Here is a 16,095-nt window from a genome sequence, read left to right on the forward strand (position 1 = left end):
CCCCCTGTTTGGCCTGTTCAGCCTATTGCACGACCGGCTTGTCGCTTGGAACCGGGCCGACGGCAGGAAGCGCGCTGCCGGTATCGACAGGTGGTGCGGCCGCCGGGACTGCCGTCAGCGCACTCGCCGCTGAAGGACCGCCATAGGTCCCGGCTTCCGCAGAGGCGATGGACGGCGCGTCGACAACGGCAGAGCAGGCCTTCGGCAGGTCGGAGACCATGACCTCACGCGGCGGCTTCGGCGGCTTTGCACTGGGCTTCGGTGCCGCCCACGGCTCTTTCGTAAACCACCAGGCGAGCGACTTGTCGCAGCCGTCGCCGGCCGCCACCGGCGCCTGCCCTGTACAGCCCTTGGCACCAACAGGGCATTTCATGCGGATGTGGAAATGCGAATCGTGCCCGTATTCGGGCCTGAGCTTGCCGAGATTGGTCCGGTCGCCCGTCCAGGTATCGCACATTTTCTTCTTGATCGCCGGGTTGACGAAGATGCGCTCGACCTGCGGATAGCTTGCCGCCAGCATCAGGAGTTCTGCGCGCTGCTTGCTCCACACTTTCGGGTCGACGGTCAGAAATTTGTCTTTCTGCAACATGGTGGTGAAGGGCAGGTCTTCCCGCTCTTCGTAGCTCAGGCGCTGCGAGGGCATGGGTGTAAACCAGACATCGGCATCCAGCCCGATCTGGTGCGAGGCATGGCCGTTGAACATCGGCCCGCCGCGCGGCTGGGCAATATCGCCGACGAGGATACCCGGCCAGCCGATCCTGGCCCGCGCATCCTGCGAGAATTTTTCCAGAAGCGAGATCATCGCCGGATTGCCCCAGCGCCGGTTGCGCGAAAGGCGCATCGCCTGCCAGGTCGGCCCGTCGGCCGGCAGCGCCTCGGCACCGGTCATGCAGCCCTTGGCGTAAAAGCCGATCGGCTGCGCCGGCCCCTGCGTCGGCAATTTCTCGGAGCCGAAAATCGCCTTGGCGCTGCCGGGGCTCGGCGTCTTCTGCTGGGCGCCGACATCGCCGGCGACAAGGCTTGCGCCCATTGCGCCGGCGAATGTCAGTTTGCCGAAAGTCCTGAAAGCCTGAGCTAAGCCGAAAGCCATGCGTACCTGCCTGTCGAAGTGATTTGCATCGAATCTACCGTGAAAAGCAATTTTGGTGAATCGATGTTTTGGCAGGCGGCGCGCAAAGGCCCTAGCCGTTGGACAGAATCTCGGCCGTTTTGCGCACCCGCGAAAGCCGCGGCAGGATACGCTCACAAGCAAGAGAATGCATGTCGGCGGTGAAGGTGCTCATCGCGTCCTCGACGGCGATGACGGCGTAATTATGGGCATACGCGTCGCGGATCGTCGCTTCGACGCCGAAATTCGTGGCGATACCGGTGAGGATCACGGTCGTAATGCCGCGGCGGCGCAGCTGCAGATCCATCTCCGTGCCATAAAAAGCGCTCCATTGATGTTTGACGATGTGGACATCGACCTCGAGCGCAGCAATTTCCGAAGGAGCCGCAAGCGCGGCTGTCGGAAGGCCGCCTTCGGGGAAAACCGCCGGCTCGTCCACCGGCTGGTTGACAGCATCGGCATAATCCGGGGAGAATCCGACTGTAACGAGGATCACCGTGCCGCCTTCGGACTTCAGCTTTTTGGCGATCGCGGCGGTATTCTCGATCACCTGCTGGGCGGAATGGGGCGCAAGCTGCCGGCTGACGATGAAGCCTTGCAGGTCGATGGAAACGAGTGCCGTGGTCTTTGGATCGTAGAGTGACATGGGAAGCTCCAGGGAAGGAAAATATGAGGGTGTCCTCACAATGACAAATACGAGGATAGCCTCACAAAAATCAAGCCCTGAACCACAAACCCGTGTGCCAAAACGTCAGCGCGGCCATGAGCGCGTCGCTGTTCTCCTCGAAGCGGCGGCTCGGGTTTTTCTCGAAAAGGGCTACGATGCCGCGACCATGACGGAGATTGCCGCAGCCGCCAATTCCTCGATCGGTTCGCTCTATCAGTTCTTTCCGACCAAACTTCTGCTTGCCGAAGCGCTGCACATCGACCGCCTGCAACAGCTGAACGGCGCCCTTGCCGAACTCGCGGAGAAGACCCGCGGCAGGAGTGCTGCCGAGATCGGCGATGCGATCTTCACGCGGTTCGGCCGCTTCATCGAGGATCATCCGGAATTTCCCGCTCTCGCCGCGCGCCGCGATGTGCCCAAGGAGCGCAAGGCAAAATCGCGTGCGGAGCTTCGCGCCAGCATCACGGGGCTCTTGAAGAATGCCGAACCGTCGGTCGAGCGCGATGTCGATCTGCTGGGCGCCCTCGTGCTGGAGCTTCTGCGCATCGTCGTTGCAGCCGCCAATGACCCCGATGGTTCCGGCGATCCGCGGCTGGTCGGGGAGCTGCGACGCATGCTCCGCAAGCGTCTCGAGGAAGTGACGCCCTGCACGTGAGCGATCAGGTCAAATTTCGCGAGCAGCATAAAAACGGAACTCTTTTCTGTTTTTTGCCAGTATTTCCCGTATTCTCGACAATGCAAAAAAGAACAAGGGGTTTGGTGAATGGCATCTTGGACGCCGAAATTTCTTCTGTCTGCGACAACGTCTCTGTTTCTCGCCTTCGGGGCTTTTGCACAGGACGCGGATGGATGGCGGGTCGGGATTGCGACGGTCGGCGATCTCAAGCATCCCCAGGGTTTTGATCATTTCGACTATGTCAACCCGCTGGCGCCGAAGGGCGCCACCCTGCGTCTTTCGGACGAAGGTAACTTCGATACGCTGAACCCATTGCTTGCGCGCGGAGAGGTGGGCGCCGGTCTGGCCACAGTGTTCGATACGCTGCTGACCCCGGCGCTCGACGAGTTGTCGTCGTCCTACGGCCTGTTGGCTGAAGGCGTGAAATATCCGGATGACTTGACCTCGGCGACCTTCCGCCTGCGCATCGAAGCCAAATGGGCCGACGGCCAGCCGGTGACGCCGGAGGATGTCGTTTTCAGCTTCGAGCAGGCGAAGAAAAACGATCCGCAGATGGAGTTCTATTATCGCCACGTGAAGTCGGCCGAAAAGACCGGCGATCGCGAGGTGACCTTCAGTTTCGACGAACCCAACAATCGCGAACTGCCGCAGATCGTCGGCCAACTGGTGATCGTGCCTAAGCACTGGTGGGAGGCGAATGGCGCAGACGGCAAGCCGCGCGACATCTCCCGCACCTCGCTGGAAATTCCCATGGGCTCCGGCCCCTACAAGATGGTTTCGGTGACGCCGGGCTCGAAGATCCGCTACGAGCTGCGTGACGACTATTGGGGCAAGAACCTCAACGTCAATGTCGGCCAGAACAATTTCGGCGCAATCGAATATACCTATTTTGCCGATCGCGACGTGATGTTCGAAGCCTTCCGCTCGAACAATACCGACTATTGGTGGGAAAACGCCGCCAAGCGCTGGGCCACCGCCTATGACTTCCCGGCCGTCAGGGACGGCCGCGTCAAGCGCGAGGAAGTCGAAAACGAGTGGCGCAAGGTCGGAGTCATGGTTGGCTTCATCTTCAACCTGCGCCGAGACAAGTTTGCCGACGAGAGGGTGCGCGAGGCGTTGAACTATGCCTTCGATTTCGAGGAACTGCGCCGCACGATCTTCTATGGCTCCTATGAGCGGATCGACAGTTTCTTCTTCCGCACCGAGCTTGCCTCCACCGGCCTTCCGCAAGGCCGCGAACTCGAAATCCTGAACGAGGTCAAGGACCTGGTTCCGCCGGAGGTTTTTACCAAGCCCTATACCAATCCGGTTGGCGGCGACCCGGCCAAGCTGCGCGACAACCTGCGCACCGCGATCGGCATGCTGAAGGAAGCGGGTTACGAGCTGAAGGGCAACCGCATGGTCAATGTGAAGACCGGCCAGCCGCTCTCCTTCGAAATCCTGCTCAACGGGCCGACCATCGAGCCCGTCGCGCTCGCCTTCTCGCAGAACCTGAAGAAGATCGGCATCGATGCAAGCGTGCGTAGCGTCGAACCGTCGCAATTCACCAACCGCTGGCGCTCACGCGATTTCGACGTCATGTACAATGGCTGGAGCGAAACCATAAATCCCGGCAATGAGCAGGCCGAATACTGGGGTTCCGACGCCGCGAAGCGCGAAGGATCCCAAAATTACAGCGGTATCAGCGATCCAGGTCTCGATGCGCTCATCAAGAAGGTGATCTTCGCCAAGGATCGCGACGAGCTGGTAGCGACGACGCGGGCGCTCGACCGCGTTCTGCTCGCCAAACACATCGTCGTGCCGAGTTATGGCTCGCGCACTTCGCGCCTTGCCTATTGGAACAGCATCACGCATCCGGCGGAATTGCCCGAATATGGGCTCGGCATGCCCGGCGTGTGGTGGTCGACCAGCGCCGGCAGATAAGGAAATCCTTGCCTTCGATGGCCGCGGGCGTCCAAATTATGCGCGAATCAGGCGATAGCCGACGAGGGCGAACAAGAGGAAAGTTGGGAATTGGCGAAATCTGAACGTCGCAGCATCGCGGCTGTCTACCGGATCGGCGGGCGCTGATGGGGGGCTATATCCTTCGCCGCTTGCTCCTGATGATCCCGACGATCGTCGGTATCATGGCAATTTCCTTCATCGTTGTGCAGTTTGCCCCCGGCGGTCCCGTCGAGCAGGTGATCGCCCAATTGACCGGACAGGCCGACAGCGCCGACCAGCGCCTCGGCGGCGGTGGCGATGTGGGCCAGCAATTCGACGATGCCGGCTCGAAATATCGCGGCGCCCAGGGCCTCGATCCCGAACTCATCGCCAAGCTGGAAAAGCAGTTCGGTTTCGACAAGCCGCCGCTGACCCGCTTCGGCGAAATGATGTGGAATTACATCCGCTTCGATTTCGGCGAGAGCTTCTTCCGCAACACGACCGTGCTCAATCTCATCAAGGAGAAGCTGCCGGTCTCGATCTCGCTCGGCATCTGGATCCTGATCTTTTCCTACGCCATCTCCATTCCGCTCGGCATCCGCAAGGCGGTCAAGGACGGCTCCTCCTTCGATGTCTGGACGTCAGGCGTCATCATCGTCGGTTATGCCGTGCCGAGCTTCCTGTTCGGCATCCTGCTGATCGTGCTGTTCGCCGGCGGTTCCTTCTATGACTGGTTTCCGCTGCGCGGCCTGGTCTCGGATAATTTCGACCAGCTTGCCTGGTGGCAGAAACCGCTCGATTATTTCTGGCATCTCACGCTGCCGTTGATCTCGCTGTCGCTGGCATCCTTCGCCACGACGACGCTTCTGACCAAGAATTCCTTCATCGACGAGATCAAGAAGCAATATGTCGTCACCGCGCGTGCCAAGGGCCTGAACGAGCGGCAGGTGCTCTATGGTCACGTGTTCCGCAATGCCATGCTGATCGTCATCGCAAGCTTCCCCAGCGCCTTCATCTCCGCCTTCTTCACAGGCTCGCTCCTGATCGAGAACATCTTCTCGCTCGATGGTCTCGGCCGCCTCGGCTACCTCTCGGTCGTCAACCGCGACTATCCGATCGTCTTTGCAACGCTCTATATTTTCTCCTTGCTGGGCCTCTTCGTCGGCCTGATCTCCGACCTGATCTACACCTGGATCGATCCGCGCATCGATTTCGAGCGGAGGGACGTCTGATGGATGTCGCCGCAAACCCGACGACAGCGCCCGTCCGTCCTCCACGGAAAGGTCTGCTGTCGCCGACCAACATCCGCCGCTGGCGGAATTTCAAGGCCAACAGGCGCGGTTACTGGTCGCTCTGGCTGTTTCTCGTCCTCTTCGTACTCAGCTTGCTTGCCGAGTTCATCGCCAACGACAAGCCGATCATCGCCTCCTACAAGGGCGAGATCCTTTTCCCTGTCGTCATCGATTATCCCGAAGAGAAGTTCGGCGGCTTCCTGGCCGAGACGGACTACCGCTCCTCCGTCATATCGGATGAGATCAATGCCAATGGCTGGATGATCTGGCCGCCGATCCGCTATTCCTACCAGTCGGTCAATTCCAACATCCCGCATTCGGCCCCGACCGCCCCTTTCTGGCTGATGTCGTCGGAGGAGCGCTGCTCGGCCTACCCGCAGGGCGTCAACGATCCCGGCTGCAGGCTCGGCAATCTCAACTGGCTCGGCACCGACGATCAGGCCCGCGACGTTCTTGCCCGCGTCATCTATGGCTTCCGCATTTCCGTTCTCTTCGGCCTGGTGCTCACCATCTGCTCGGCCGTCATCGGTGTGACGGCCGGTGCCATCCAGGGCTATTTCGGTGGCTGGACGGATCTTCTCTTCCAGCGTTTCATCGAGATCTGGTCCTCGATGCCGGTGCTCTACATCCTGCTCATCATCGCCGCCATCCTGCCGCCCGGCTTCTTCGTGCTGCTCGGCATTATGCTGCTCTTCTCCTGGGTGGGCTTCGTCGGCGTCGTGCGCGCCGAATTCCTGCGTGCCCGCAATTTCGAATATGTCCGGGCCGCCCGGGCGCTCGGCGTCAACAACCACACCATCATGTGGCGGCATATGCTGCCGAATGCGATGGTCGCGACGCTGACCTTCCTGCCCTTCATCCTCTCGGGCTCGATCACCACCCTGACCTCGCTCGACTTCCTAGGCTTTGGCATGCCGCCGGGCTCTCCTTCGCTCGGCGAGCTGATCGCCCAGGGCAAGGCCAATCTTCAGGCGCCATGGCTCGGGCTGACGGCTTTCTTCACCATGTCGATCATGCTCTCGCTGCTGATCTTCATCGGCGAGGCGGTGCGCGATGCCTTCGATCCGAGAAAGACGTTCCAATGAGTGAAACACTCCTCTCCGTCCGCGATCTCTCGGTCGCCTTCCACCAGGGCGGCGAAACGTCGCTTGCCGTCGACCGCATCTCCTTCGATATCGGGAAGGGCGAGGTCGTCGCGCTCGTCGGCGAATCCGGTTCCGGCAAGTCGGTCTCAGCCAATTCGGTGCTGCGGCTTCTGCCCTATCCCTCGGCAAGTCATCCTGGCGGCGCGATCTTCTTCAAGGGCAAGGATCTCTTGAAGGCCTCCGACCGCGAACTGCGTGAAGTGCGCGGCAACGACATCACCATGATCTTCCAAGAGCCGATGACATCGCTCAATCCGCTCCACACGATCGAAAAGCAGATTGCCGAAATCCTGGCGTTGCATCAGGGCCTGACCGGGGAGGCGGCGCGCACCCGCGTGCTGGAACTCTTGAACCAGGTTGGCATCCGCGAGCCGGAAAAACGGCTGAAAGCCTATCCGCATGAACTCTCTGGCGGCCAGCGTCAGCGTGTGATGATCGCGATGGCGCTCGCCAACCGTCCGGAGCTTCTGATCGCCGACGAACCGACCACCGCCCTCGACGTCACGGTCCAGGCGCAGATCCTCGAACTCCTGCGCAGGCTGAAGGGCGAGCATGGCATGTCCATGCTCTTCATCACCCACGACCTTGGCATCGTGCGCAAATTTGCCGACCGCGTCTGCGTCATGACCAAGGGCAAGATCGTCGAGACCGGGCCGGTGGAAGAGGTCTTCACCAGTCCGCAGCACGAATACACCCGCCACCTGCTCGCCTCAGAGCCGCGCGGCGAACCGCCGGTGACAGACCCCTCCAAGCCGGTTGTCATGGAAGGCAATGACATCAAGGTCTGGTTCCCGATCAAGGCCGGTTTCATGCGCAAGGTCGTCGATCACGTGAAGGCCGTCGATGGCATCGATTTGACGCTCAGAGCCGGGCAGACGCTCGGCGTCGTCGGCGAATCCGGCTCCGGCAAGACCACGCTCGGGCTGGCGCTGACGCGTCTCATCTCCTCGAAAGGGCGCATCTCCTTCGTCGGAAAAGATATAGCGAGCTATTCATTCACGGATATGCGGCCGCTGCGCAACCAGCTTCAGGTCGTCTTCCAGGATCCCTATGGTTCGCTGAGCCCGCGCATGTCGGTCGGGGATATCGTCGCCGAAGGCCTGAAAGTGCATGAGCGGTCTCTCTCCGCCGAGGAGCGCGACCAGCGCGTCTGCTGGGCGCTCGAAGAAGTCGGCCTCGATCCGCTCACCCGCTGGCGTTTCCCGCATGAATTCTCCGGCGGCCAGCGCCAGCGCATCGCAATTGCCCGTGCCATGGTCTTGAAGCCGCGCTTCGTCATGCTCGACGAGCCAACCTCGGCGCTCGACATGAGCGTGCAGGCGCAGGTCGTGGACCTCTTGCGCGACCTGCAGAAGAAGCACGATCTCGCCTATCTCTTCATCAGCCACGACCTGAGGGTGGTCAAGGCGCTCGCCAATGATGTCATCGTCATGCGTTTCGGCAAGGTCGTGGAGCAGGGGCCGTCATCGGAGATTTTCCGCGCGCCCAGAGATGATTATACCAAAGCGCTGATGGCAGCCGCCTTCAATATCGAGGCGGTGCCGACACCAGCAGTTCAGCAATAAAAACTGCCAGCCGTAAAGAAGATCATGTCATCAAGGCCTCCCATTCTCGTCGACCTCAAGTTCGATCCCGAAAGCACCGCCCGCATCCTGAAGACCGCCTTTGCCGATCGCGGCAGCATCAATGCCGCCGATCTCGCCAGCAAGGGGCTCGACCTGACAGGCGTGGACTATGCGCTGCTCTGGAAGCCGGATGCCGATATCTTCCAGCGCGCGCCGAACCTGAAGGTACTCTTTTCCGGCGGCGCCGGGGTCGACAGCATCCTGTCCATTGCCGATCTGCCTGACATTCCGATCGTCCGTTTCGTCGATCGCAGCCTGACGACGCGCATGAGCGAATGGGTAGTCATGCAGTGCCTCATGCATCTGCGCCTGCAGCGCGAGCATGACCGGCATCAGCGCGACCGTGTCTGGGGCAAGCGCGTCCCGCCGGAAGCCGCCGAAGTGACGGTCGGTGTCATGGGTCTCGGCATTCTCGGCCAGGATGCCGCCACCAAGCTGCGCGTTATGGGTTTCAATGTGATCGGCTGGTCGCGCTCGAAGAAGCAGGTGGACGGCATCGAAACATTCGGCGGTTCGGAATTCGATACGTTCCTGTCGAAGACCGATATCGTCGTCGGACTGCTGCCGCTGACGCCTGACACCACGGGTCTCTACGACAAGGCCTTCTTCGCCAAGCTTCGCCAGGGCGGCGCGCTCGGCAAGCCGGTCTTCATCAATGCGGGTCGCGGCAAGAGCCAGATCCAGGCCGATATCGTCGCCTCGATTGAAAGCGGCGTGCTCGGCGGTGCCTCGCTCGATGTCTTCGAGGTCGAACCGCTGCCGGCGGATGATCCGCTTTGGCATCTGGAGAACGTCTTCATCACGCCGCATGACGCCGCGACTTCCGAAGAGAATGCGCTCTTCCGTCATGTCGAGAGCCAGATAGCCCGCTTCGAACGCGGCGAGCCGCTGCAGTTCGTCGTCGATCGCAAAACGGGATACTGACCTCTTTCGGAACCATCCACCATCGCTTCTCGTTTCTTTCCAGAAGCACTGCAGGCTTGGCTTGCGGTTTACCGGAAGGAGACGATCATGGCGCATATGGGAACGCGTTGGGGAAAGTCCGATCAGAAGCTTCATGAAGAAGCCCAGGTTTCGTCGCTCAAGGCCAGGCAGGGTCGCATGGGCTATCGCATCCTGGCCGTGCTGATTGCCGCGCTGGTGCTGGCCTTTCTCATATGGATTCCAGTCGAGATCTGGGGCCAGAAGGAAGCAGATGACGTTGCCCCGCAGCAGCCCGGTCAAGAGATGCAGTCGCAGGTTCCGGAATCCCAGCAGCAGAATGGCGGCGCTGCCCCAAGTCAGCCCGCTGCACCGGCACAATAGCGATCCGATAGCTGGCATTTAAATGACGTCCCGCAGCCATTCCCGCTACGGGACGTTGCCTGTTGTTTTTTCTGGACTTTGCCGATCTATTTTTCGATAAGAAGGCGCACGAGCCGGTTTCGTGCGCCGGCTGCAAGACGGCCGCACCTGACCGGATTGACGGACAGGCAGGAGCTTCATGGCCAGGACCGATATCGCAAGGCGCGTCTATAATCATACCTGGAAACTCGATCCGATCGTGCGTAGTCTGATCGATACGGATTTCTACAAGCTCCTGATGCTGCAGATGATCTGGAAGCTCTATCCCGACGTCAATGCCTCCTTCACCCTCATCAACCGCACCAAACGCGTGCGCCTCGCAGAACAGATCGACGAGGGCGAACTGCGCGAGCAGCTCGATCATGCGCGCACGCTGAGGCTCGCCAAGAAGGAGATGATCTGGCTTGCCGGTAACAGCTTCTATGGCCGCGCCCAGATCTTCGAGCCGGAATTCCTGGCCTGGCTCTCCAATTTCCAGTTGCCGGAATACGAGCTTTCCAAGAAAGACGGGCAATATGTGCTCGATTTCCATGGGTCGTGGAAGGAAACGACCATGTGGGAAATCCCCGCGCTCGCCATCATCAACGAGATGCGCTCGCGCGCAGCCATGAAGGCGATGGGGCCTTTCACGCTCGATGTTCTCTATGCCCGCGCCAAGGCCAAGATGTGGGCCAAGGTGGAAAAGCTTAAGGAATTGCCGGGCCTGCGTATTTCCGATTTCGGCACCCGCCGCCGCCACAGCTTTCTCTGGCAGCGCTGGTGCGTGGAAGCGCTGAAGGAAGGCATCGGCCCAGCCTTTACTGGCACCAGCAATGTATTGCTGGCTATGGATTCCGATCTCGAAGCCGTTGGCACCAATGCCCACGAGCTGCCGATGGTCGCCGCAGCGCTTGCAGAGACGGACGAGCAGCTCAAGAACGCGCCCTACAAGGTGCTGCGCGACTGGAACAAGCTCTACGGCGGCAACCTGCTGATCGTGCTGCCGGATGCCTTCGGAACCGCCGCCTTCCTGCGCGATGCGCCGGAATGGGTGGCCGACTGGACCGGCTTCCGCCCGGACAGCGCCCCGCCGATCGAAGGCGGAGAAAAGATTATCGACTGGTGGAAGAAGATGGGCCGCGACCCCCGACAGAAGCTTCTGATCTTCTCCGACGGTCTCGATGTCGATGCGATCATCGACACCTACAGGCATTTCGAGGGCCGTGTCCGCATGAGCTTCGGTTGGGGCACAAACCTGACGAATGATTTCGCCGGCTGCGCGCCGAACGACAGTTCCGACTTCCTGCCGATTTCCATCGTCTGCAAGGTCAGCGACGCCAATGGCCGCCCGGCCGTCAAGCTTTCGGACAATCCCCAGAAGGCGACCGGCGAACCGGCCGAGGTCGAGCGCTACCTGCAATTCTTCGGCACCGAGGATCGCACCGATCAGGCCGTGCTGGTCTAAATCAGGGTCCCGACCGCAACGCCGGCCAGTGCTGGCGCGGCTCCTCGACCACCGTCCTGCCGCCACGGCGTGTCGGTTTGACGGCAACACTGTCATCCGGCGGCAGCGCGACGCCGAGCTTCCCGGCGAGCGAACGGGCATCGGTGGGAGCGCGTACCTTCACGTCATTGTCGAAATAGACATAGACATCGCGGCCCTTGGCCGAGCGTTTCAGCGGCGGCTCGACGCGTTTCGCATCATCGGGCTCGATCCCATGCGTCCAGGCATCGATGCGTGCAGCCCAGCGAACAAGCGCTTCGTCATCATAGCCACTGACATAAAGCTGCTCGGGCCCATGCAGGCGGCAATAGACGAAATCCGCCGTCACATCCATCAGCAGCGGCCATTCCACCGTATCGGCAACCACCAGCCCCACCTTGTGTTTGCGCAGCAGTTCGATGAACTCAGGCGTGCAGAAACTATCATGACGGATTTCCAGCGCATGACGCATCGGCTGCGTCCTCTCGCTCGTCGTCCAGGCGCGGCCGTCGAGCCGTTCGTCGTGCCGTTCCGCCATATCGGCCGCAGCATCCGTATCCCTTGGCAGCATTGCCAGAAAATGGTCGAAGAGCTCGGCATCGAATTTCTGCCTTGGCGGAAATTGCCAGAGGATCGGCCCTAATTTCGGCCCCAGTCGCAGCAGGCCCGAGGCGAGGAAATTGGCAAGCGGCGTCTCGACGCCTCGCAGCCGCTTGAGATGGGTGATGTAGCGCGAGCCCTTCACCGAAAAGACGAATCCGTCAGGCGTTTCATCGCGCCAACTGGCGAAAGCATCCGGCTTCTGCAGCCCATAAAACGTGCCGTTGATCTCGATGGAGGGAAACTGCCGCGAGGCAAAGGCAAGCTCGCTCTTCCTGGTCAGTCCCTCGGGATAGAAGACACCGCGCCAGGGCGTATAGGTCCATCCCGATATGCCGATGCGGATCGTGCCTGTCTTTGCCATGGAAAGGGAACGGTGCCGGTGCGTTCTTGTTCCCAAATGAAAAAAGCGTCGCCTGGCCGGCAGCGGCTCGCATCGTCGTCAGCAAATATCAGCCGGTCGGCTTCGCCGCTCCCCTCATGCTGACGGGCTCTGTGATTATATCCTTGCTAAGGTCCGGCCGTATCCGCGCGGCAAATGTTCGCCTGCAGACGGCGGGCCGTTACGGCGGCGGGGCGCGGCTTTTTGCTGAAATGACAGGTCGTCCGGGAGCACTGAAATTCTGACATCTCGCGCAGCCTCCACGAATGCCTTGCGAACCGGTCTTCGCGGGCCTGCCCCTCCGATGCGGTCAGGCGTTGCGCGAGTGCGCAATGCTGCTTAGTGCGCCTCCGCACCGCCCCATCATCTCCTGCTGAGTAACATAGTTATATTATTATATCAGAATAATCTAATTGACATCTTTCTGCGTCAACTTCACAAGTTCTTCTACTCTGGGGGAGGATACTTGAATTGTGGAAGGCTCTAGCAAAAGAACTTACACCGCCGGTGGTCCTTCGTGCAGCAAGGAAGCTTCGACGCCGCGCAGATGACGCGGTTGTCGTTCCTCGCGTCGGCTTCTTCGGCAACTATTCCAGCTACGGTGAAGCCCTGGCGGATTGCGACAAAGACTATCAGTCTGACGGTATTCTCGAAGTTACCCGGCAGAATACGAAGAAGGTGAGGGACTCCGGTCGGGTTGACATTTCACCTCACCTGGCGCCGTTTTTCTCCTCGTTCTTCCTGGCGACAGCAGACTTGGGATCGAGCACTACCAGGGTCATCGACTACGGCGGCGCGATGGGTGCACACTATTTCCATGTTCGCAAGCTGCTGCCGAGTAGGTACAAGTTGCGCTGGCGAGTTGTGGATCTTCCGAGAACGTCGCAGGTCGCGAGCGAGGAATTCGCAAGCGACGAACTCTCCTTTGCCGACAAACTGGACGCAAGTGCGCCCGCAGACGTCATCATTGCAAGCGGTGTGTTTCAGGTCCTTGCCGATCCGCATGATGCCATCAGGAGGCTTCTTTCGATCGAAGGGAAACACTTCATCTTCCCGTTGATTCCGATCGCAGAGAGTGACGAAGACCGCCTGACAGTCGAATATGTTTCTCCTTCTCTGGCTGAGATGTCGATCCCTCATTGGTTCTTCTCGCGGGCGTCAATCGAGCAAAGCTTGTCTTCCCGCCGCCAGCTCGCGACCTGGCGTCATGCTGAATATACCAATCCGCTCGACGGAAAGCCGTGCGAGTATTTCGGATATCACCTGGTTCCGTAGCGGAATCCTCCACCGATGCGTTGTTATCATCTGCGCTAGCTCTCGGCAAAACTGTGCTCGCCGATGAAGGTGGCGAGTCAAGCCCGCTGGCGATTTGAACTGCCGTGTGGAAGGAAGCGCGACGTCGCCGCACGATTTAACCTTCGAATCCAAGGTCCTAAATCTTGGCCTCGGAACGAGAAGTGACTGAGGACATTGTAATTGTGTGCCACAGCGTCTTCCCAGATCAACCACTTCTAATGGCTCGTCATCACGACGTGCCCGCGGTCGACGCAACGTGATTGGTAAATATTAGCGAATTCTCATGGGCTTTTCGCCACCCTCCACTACCTCTGACAGAGACGCACTAGGGGGGAGCGGGAATGAAATATCTAGTTAGACTTGCGAAATCGATCGTGCCGGCAAGCGTGAAAACGGCCGTTGTGAAATGGCGCGATCCGCCTACGCACTATCCAAATTGGGCTGCTGCAGTGGAGGCAGCTAACGAAAGCTATGCGTCTGAAAGTTTGACCGCATTCCGCATCGCCCGCGCCAAGAGGAACGAGGGCCTTGAGGCAGCTATGGTCAATCCCTCGCCGGAGTTCGTCGAGAGTATAAAGGGAGCGTCCTCTTTCGTCGACTTTGGCGGCTCTACCGGCGAATTCTGCATGGTGATTAAACAGAAGCTTCCTCATTGCCAATTTACGGTCGTGGAAAATGCCGCACTTGTTGCAGCAGCAAGAGAACTCAGGCCTGGGATAAGCTTTGCCGACACGCTGCCGGACACCTTCGATGTGTTCTATAGCAGTGGTACGCTCCAATACTTAAAGGAACCATATCTCATATGGAGGGAAGCGCTGTCCCGCACGAGACAAGTTGCCTTCCTCGCAAGAAATGCGTTTTCGTACCGACCTGCTTACACTGTTCAGAAATCAAGGTTGTTCGACAACGGTGCCGGGGCGATACCTGAGGGATTCTCGGACGGTTGGATCCAGTATCCTCACCAAACCATTTCGGAGCAGATCATACACGAGATGGCAGAAGCGCAAGGTTTCAAGTTGCTCCATCGGGAGGGGGGGAAAAACAGTGGCGCCATTGCATCGGATTCATACGGTGCTGACTTGCTGTTTACGCGAATTACCGTCGCACGTTCCATCCGCTGAAGGATGGGGTGGTGGCATTTTCAGAGGTCCAACGCGGCCTTTAAGGCTGCAACGGCCAGCGTGGCGCGCTTTTCTGCGCCTGCTTCATTCAGCTGCGTATTGTCGTAGCGATCAGCGGAGCCAATCGATTCAACGTCCTCGCCGGCAAACACGGTCTGGTTGTCGACGACCGAAGCCTGTGCTGCCAGAACGCCCCTGTTCGTTTTGCCATTGAAATATGCTTCGCGTGCGACGAGAAACGGGCATCCAGGGATAACCCGCTTGAACTCCGCAATCACCTTCTGCAGACTGGCGGCATAGAAGGCTTCGGGTGTGTTGACGATCGTGTCGCTTTCGCCCTGACCCCACATGATAGCGGTACATGGAAGACCCGCATCACGCATCCTGCGACCGACCACGCTGATGTTGTGCCCCAGGAACGGCCAGGTGAACGGGTCGGCCCATTGATCGACACGCGTAGCGCCGACCGCCATCGGGACGAGAATGACGCGGTCGTAATGCCCGTCAGCGATGAGCTTATCGGCCATTCGCATCATCCAGGTCCCGCGCTTGTCGGTGACGGCGCTGCCGGCGACATTGATACCCAGCAGCGGGTCCTTCGCCCTGTAAAGCTTGCCGTCGTAGATGTTGAGTTGATCGATATTCCCGTTGACTGGGACATACGGTGTCGGGATGTTGTTGACGCTCGTTTGGCCGACGAAAACAAGAACGGCGGTTCTTGCGAGATTGCCTGTTGGCACTTCCACTCGGTCCGTCAGGTCGAGGAAAGGATCGGCTCCCGGGATAACGCTTTGCGGAGGGGCTATGTAATAGGCTTTTGGAATTGGGTTGCGGTGATAGTCAGTCGCGGCTCCCACGAACAGCATGACCGGCACGAGCGCGATACCAAGCCAAGCATCCCATTTTAATGACCGCAGGGATGACCACCATTTGTGAATCATGTCTGTGCGCCTCCGTTGCCGCGCTCCAGCCACCGCAATTCATGGTAGCATATTCAGATGTATCCAACATATTTCATCCGCACTGGCAAGACAGGGAATTCATTCGGAGCCGATGCCAGATTCCGCGCCCGTGCGCCAAAGGATGAGGCCTTAGCCACATCATCCGGCAGCAGGGATATTCTAGCTTCCCGGCAAGCTAGGACAAAAGGCTGCCGTGCGCGGTGAGCCCCGTGAGCTTGGCGGGGTGGTGCGGACTACGCCGTGGATCGCGGCCGCAGCAGCGGCTTCGGCAGGCGGCATTTTAAGCAATTGCTGATGCAATGGTGGCATGACAATGCTGCTGAAGTCAAAACAGCTTCTTCAGATCGGGAGGTAACCATGATCGGCAGACTTCGAACACTTGTGATGAGCGGAATGCTGATAGGGCTAACCGCCATAGCTTCGGCTTGCACGCCGCACCAGGCTGCAAATAGTCCGGATTTTCAATACCAGCCCGGGCATTCCGTGAATCCG

General features: G+C 59.6%; 14 protein-coding genes. 10 read left to right on the forward strand and 4 right to left on the reverse strand.

Annotation, left to right across the window (positions count from 1 at the left end; all coding sequences use genetic code 11):
* Positions 1–22 precede the first annotated feature (22 nt).
* Together mepA and KQ933_RS20505 are read right to left on the reverse strand one after the other, a co-directional pair.
* Positions 23–1,090, reverse strand: a complete 1,068-nt coding sequence (gene mepA, locus KQ933_RS20500) for a penicillin-insensitive murein endopeptidase (protein WP_216756559.1) — start codon at positions 1,088–1,090, stop codon at positions 23–25.
* 91 nt (positions 1,091–1,181) lie between these two features.
* Entirely contained in the window at positions 1,182–1,754 is a 573-nt protein-coding gene (locus tag KQ933_RS20505) for a hydrolase (RefSeq protein ID WP_216756560.1), read from the reverse strand.
* Positions 1,755–1,794: 40 nt separating this feature from the next.
* On the opposite strand from KQ933_RS20505, the gene KQ933_RS20510 reads away from it, so the two are divergent.
* The 8 genes from KQ933_RS20510 (at position 1,795) to pncB (ending at position 11,224) form a co-directional block, all read left to right on the forward strand.
* Complete coding sequence (locus tag KQ933_RS20510; RefSeq protein WP_216756561.1) at positions 1,795–2,430, forward strand: TetR/AcrR family transcriptional regulator; 636 nt, start codon at positions 1,795–1,797, stop codon at positions 2,428–2,430.
* Between the two features lie 108 nt (positions 2,431–2,538).
* Entirely contained in the window at positions 2,539–4,374 is a 1,836-nt protein-coding gene (locus KQ933_RS20515; protein WP_216756562.1) for an extracellular solute-binding protein, read from the forward strand.
* Positions 4,375–4,520: 146 nt separating this feature from the next.
* A complete protein-coding gene (locus tag KQ933_RS20520; RefSeq protein WP_216756564.1) occupies positions 4,521–5,606 on the forward strand; it encodes a microcin C ABC transporter permease YejB in 1,086 nt (361 codons plus the stop codon).
* Entirely contained in the window at positions 5,606–6,751 is a 1,146-nt protein-coding gene (locus KQ933_RS20525; protein ID WP_216756565.1) for an ABC transporter permease, read from the forward strand. The genes KQ933_RS20520 and KQ933_RS20525 overlap by 1 nt, the downstream gene beginning before the upstream one ends.
* Entirely contained in the window at positions 6,748–8,376 is a 1,629-nt protein-coding gene (locus KQ933_RS20530; protein ID WP_216756566.1) for an ABC transporter ATP-binding protein, read from the forward strand. Before KQ933_RS20525 ends, KQ933_RS20530 begins: the two co-directional genes overlap by 4 nt.
* Before the next feature lie 24 nt (positions 8,377–8,400).
* Positions 8,401–9,360, forward strand: coding sequence for a glyoxylate/hydroxypyruvate reductase A (locus tag KQ933_RS20535; protein WP_216756568.1), 960 nt, complete (start codon positions 8,401–8,403; stop codon positions 9,358–9,360).
* A gap of 87 nt (positions 9,361–9,447) precedes the next feature.
* Positions 9,448–9,741, forward strand: a complete 294-nt coding sequence (locus KQ933_RS20540; protein WP_216756569.1) for a hypothetical protein — start codon at positions 9,448–9,450, stop codon at positions 9,739–9,741.
* 178 nt (positions 9,742–9,919) lie between these two features.
* Positions 9,920–11,224: a nicotinate phosphoribosyltransferase gene (gene pncB, locus KQ933_RS20545; protein ID WP_216756571.1), complete on the forward strand. Its 1,305-nt coding sequence runs from the start codon at positions 9,920–9,922 to the stop codon at positions 11,222–11,224.
* Position 11,225: 1 nt separating this feature from the next.
* Here the strand turns inward: pncB and KQ933_RS20550 are convergent, their stop codons facing one another.
* Positions 11,226–12,206 (reverse strand): DUF72 domain-containing protein, encoded by a 981-nt coding sequence (locus KQ933_RS20550; protein WP_216756572.1) that lies wholly within the window; start codon positions 12,204–12,206, stop codon positions 11,226–11,228.
* A 489-nt stretch (positions 12,207–12,695) separates the two neighbouring features.
* Here KQ933_RS20550 and KQ933_RS20555 point away from each other — a divergent pair, with 489 nt between their 5' ends.
* Together KQ933_RS20555 and KQ933_RS20560 are read left to right on the forward strand one after the other, a co-directional pair.
* Positions 12,696–13,499, forward strand: coding sequence for a methyltransferase, TIGR04325 family (locus KQ933_RS20555; RefSeq protein WP_216756573.1), 804 nt, complete (start codon positions 12,696–12,698; stop codon positions 13,497–13,499).
* Positions 13,500–13,861: 362 nt separating this feature from the next.
* Complete coding sequence (locus KQ933_RS20560) at positions 13,862–14,641, forward strand: hypothetical protein (RefSeq protein WP_216756575.1); 780 nt, start codon at positions 13,862–13,864, stop codon at positions 14,639–14,641.
* Between the two features lie 20 nt (positions 14,642–14,661).
* Here KQ933_RS20560 and KQ933_RS20565 read toward each other — a convergent pair whose 3' ends face one another.
* The gene (locus KQ933_RS20565) at positions 14,662–15,582 is read right to left on the reverse strand and encodes a sialate O-acetylesterase (protein ID WP_216756576.1); all 921 of its coding nucleotides are present in this window, start codon (positions 15,580–15,582) and stop codon (positions 14,662–14,664) included.
* Positions 15,583–16,095: the final 513 nt, after the last annotated feature.

This window comes from Rhizobium sp. WYJ-E13 (assembly GCF_018987265.1).
Classification (GTDB): domain Bacteria; phylum Pseudomonadota; class Alphaproteobacteria; order Rhizobiales; family Rhizobiaceae; genus Rhizobium.